General features: G+C 58.9%; 1 protein-coding gene. It reads right to left on the reverse strand.

Translation table 11 applies throughout. The features are described from left to right. A partial coding sequence (locus tag QT222_RS05105) for a DNA polymerase domain-containing protein (RefSeq protein ID WP_491476518.1) occupies positions 1 to 3,954 on the reverse strand: 3,954 nt, incomplete at its 3' end. Positions 3,955 to 4,051: the final 97 nt, after the last annotated feature.

Raw genomic sequence — 4,051 nt, forward strand, 5'->3', positions numbered from 1 at the left:
GTCGAGCATCGTGTCCCAGTCGACTTCGAACTCGTCGGGAATCTGGTCTGCGTACTCGAAACAAATCACGTCGGGGTCGCGCTTGAAGTCGCGGTAGAGGTCGTCCATCTGCGGGTCGAAGTCCCCGTCTTCCAGCTTCCTGAACCACGACGGATGGACTTTCTTGAGATAGACGCGCTTCGGTTTCGACCCGCGGCCGAAGTTCGTCCCGAGGAAGGCGTTGGCGTACTGTGCGCCGCGCACGTGCGCAGTCGGCGTCTCGTACGCGGTCAGTCGTTTCCCGATGCCGCCGGGGATACCAGCTTCCTCTAACGGCAGATTACCGGATTGGAAGTCGGTGATGATGTCGTGGAGGTACTCTTTGATGTCTTCGGTGTCCTGCCCGTGGACAATCATGTCGATGACGTTCTTCTGGACCTCCTTCGTAATCTGGGCGATGTCAGAGCGCTTGTACTCGAAGCCGGTGATGTCGATGTCGTCGACATCTTTGCCCTCTTTCCAGACGATGTGTCCAGCGTAGCGCTTCTTTTTCCCCGCCTGGAAGAATCGTCGGTAGAGCTTCTCGAACTCGATTTGGAAGCGGTGTTCGCCTGCGTCAAGCGCTTCCTGTGCGAAGTCGTCGTAGGCGGCGTTGATGTGCTCTTCAATCTCGAAGGACTGCTCGATTGCTTCCTCCGTGGACACGTCAGGACCGAGTTCGAGCATGACACTGTCAGTATCCCCATATGCGACCTCGTATCCGATTTCGTTGGCCGCTTGCTCCGTGAACTCGATGACCTCTCGACCGGTCGCCGTCACCGCCGCACCCATCTCCTTGTCGTAGAGGCGGAAGCGGTCCCAGCCCAGCACGCCGTAGAGCGAATTCATGATAACCTTAACAGCTTGCTGTTGGCGGTCGAACTGCCCGTATTCGGACGAACCCGGGTCATGTTCGTTTCGAAGCGCCTTCTTTTCCTCACGCTCCGTGAGGAGTTCGTCGACCATCTCCCGAATCATGCCGTCGGGTTCCTGCTGGAAGTGCGTCCCGTTGGGCGCACGGAACATATCGCCGTCGTACGACTCGGGGTCGACTTTCGTCTCCGGCGACGCGTTGATGGTCACCATACACATCGGGTACAGCGACTTCAGGTCGAGCACCGTGACGTTCTCTTTGACGCCCGTGATGGGGTCGAAAACGGCCCCACCCTCGTAGTCTTCCGACTCCTGTTTCCCTTTTGAAGGCAGGGCAAATTCGCCGTGAACCTTGTGGAGGACGTAGATGTCAACGGTATCTCCCGGCGTCGGCGCGTCTTCGAGCTTACAGCCGACGAACGTCCGCACCTCGTCCCAGAACGCGATGATATCCTGTTTGCGGTCGATTTCGACACACAGTTCCACGTCACGAAGGTTGTATTCGAGCAAGCGTTCCGGGTCCTGTTCCCACAAGTCGCCAATATCGCCGGAGTAGCGTTCTTTGCCCACGTCGAGTTCGAGTTCGCCGACCGCATCCAGCCGATAGGATTCGAGTTCCGTGAACTGTGTCCGCTTGTATGCGTACAAGAGGTCGAAGACGACGCGGCCTTTGATGTCCGGGCCGCCCCAGCCGCCGCGCCAGACTTCGCCGAGTCGGGACATACGGTTGTAGTCGAGGTCGTAATCGCTCGTCGGGTTCAGCACGTCGAGTCTGTCGAGGAAATAGGGAATATCGAAGTCGTCGCAGTTATGGACGAGGCAGTCTTCCGCGACGAAGTTGTGAGTCGTTGTTTCGAGGTCGTACGTCGTCTCGACGCCGACACGAGAGATGTCCGTGACCTCGACGAAAACGTACTCCTCCCAGTCGTCAGCTTTCGTCTCGTATCGCTTGAGATTGATTCCCCGACGCCACTTGTCGTTTCCAATTCGTTTCTCGTCGGTTCCAGTTGCCGCGTCGAACAGTGCGTACGGGATGTTCTCGGTGGCCCCACTTTGTCCGCCCTCGAAGGCAGCGAGTCGGCCGACCTTCTCCGGGTGGCTCATGTGCGGGAGGACGAATTGCTTCAGTCGGTCGATCTCACGAGCCGAGTCGGGAATTCGAACGATATGTTCGCGCTGCTGGGCGTACACACCCAGCCGCTGGAGGAGCCGCACGTACCACTTGCCGATAGACTTGTTCTCAGCGGCGATTGTGACGCTCGAAGAGATGCAGCCATCACCGTCGATAACACCCGCGAGGAACTGAGCAATGTATCGCTCGGGAAGTCGATATATGGTCGAGAGGTCGACCTCTCCGGCGTTCTTGTCTCCGAACGGGATACCGAGCCCGTTAAACGCATGCATCGTGGCGTAGTCGAGAACGCCCTGCTTGAAACAGCCCTTCCCGTCGGCTGTGAGCGAGTTTCCACCCGGGAACTGGTCGTGGAGTTCTGTCCGGGTGTTGTAGAACCGTATCCCGTCGTCTTCCGACATGGTCCCGTCGGTGAGAACAAGCCCGGCAAGGTACAGTTCGTGCGCGGTGAGTTCACGGTCGAGGTCGACGCCCGTCCGGCGGTAGCTCCGTCCCCCGTCGGGCATCGGAATGTCGTACCGTTCAGCCGCCTGCTCGCACCGCTCCGGAGTCCACGTGTCAGTATGTGGATGATAGTGTGTCCCTTTCGCCACACCGAACTCGTCCGAAAGCTCACTCACAGCACCGTACGGGAGGTGCTTTTTGAACGCTTTGACGGAGTCTTGGTCGGTAAAGCGCTGACAGTGGTCCGGCACGAGGTCAGCGAGCGTTGGGACCCGGATGTCGTCGACGCGGAGTTTCCGCGGTTTGAGAACGTAATCGCCGACCTGAACGTCCCTACCTTCTTTCCAGTCGACGGCCTCGTCGTCCCCGACCATGATGCGGTGCTCGTCGGAGGTTTGGAGTGTCGTCCCATCGGCGAGTTCGAACTCTCTCACCTCCTTTTTGCTCTCCCACGTGTTCGTGACCTCTGCGACCGTCGTCTGTTGGTTATCGGACCCGACGACTGTATCCCCGACCTCCACGTCGCAGATTTTCCTCTCCGTACCGTCTGCGAGAAGCACGCGAGTGTCTTCGGGGAGACAGTTCCAGCCCGTGAAAATATCCGGGTCGGTCTTCTCAAGGTAGGAAACGAACGCGTCGAGCATCGCGTCCTCCTCGTCGAACGTTCGAACTTCGACCGCAGAGCCGTCGCGGAGGTAGTCGTAGCCCGGAAGCGAGTCAGGTCGTTTGCCTTCGCCATCAGGCGCGACCGCGTGCCAGACGATGTACTCGTCCCGATAGGAGTCGTGACTGGTGAGACAGATAATCGGCTCCTCGCCGTCTTCGGGGAAGCCGTTTCGGTCGTTGACCTCGATGTCGAAGGTGTTCACCCGAAGGTCCGCCTCGACCGACGTTGGCTCGATTTCTTGGTGGGGAATCTGAATCGTCCCGTCGTCGAGACGGCGGGCGGGGACGCGAACGCCGTCGTTTATGTCCTTATCGATGAGGAGACGGTTCGGGAAGAGAATGTCCGCTTCGTAGTGGTCGAACTCGTCACGAATCTGTCCGACGTCGCGGGGCGTACGGCCGAATATCTTCGTCAGTTCTTCGCCGCGAATACTCTCGTAGCCGGGTTCGGTCCCGGTGATGACATCCTTGTCGAGGAGTTCGTCGTCGAGGCTATCGGTGGGGGCGTAGAAGTACGGTCTGAATCCGAGAACACGGACGTGTTCGGTCTCGTTGTCCGCGGTCCGGCCGAAGATATGGAGCACGGGATACTCGTCTCGGCCCGCACCCTCGATGGTGTAGTCAACCTGTGTGACGGCTATTTCGACCGTCCCGTCGGGGTCGGGAAAGCGCACCTCGTCCGTGTCGATAACATCGGAGACGTGCTGGCCGGCGTCGCCGGCGACGATGGCGGCCTCCTCGTCAGGCCGCGTGTCGCCTGTGCCACCAGACTCTTTCCCGGCACACTGGCCGAGCGTCAATTGGCCATCTGGCGTGGTCATAGCGGTTTTTCGGCACCGGTTGGTAAAAACAGCCCCCCTTCGGTTCTGCGAACTTATTAGCAAATCACGGAAAAACATTTATCTGTGTATGTTATTC

The organism is Haloferax sp. s1, from assembly GCF_058382125.1.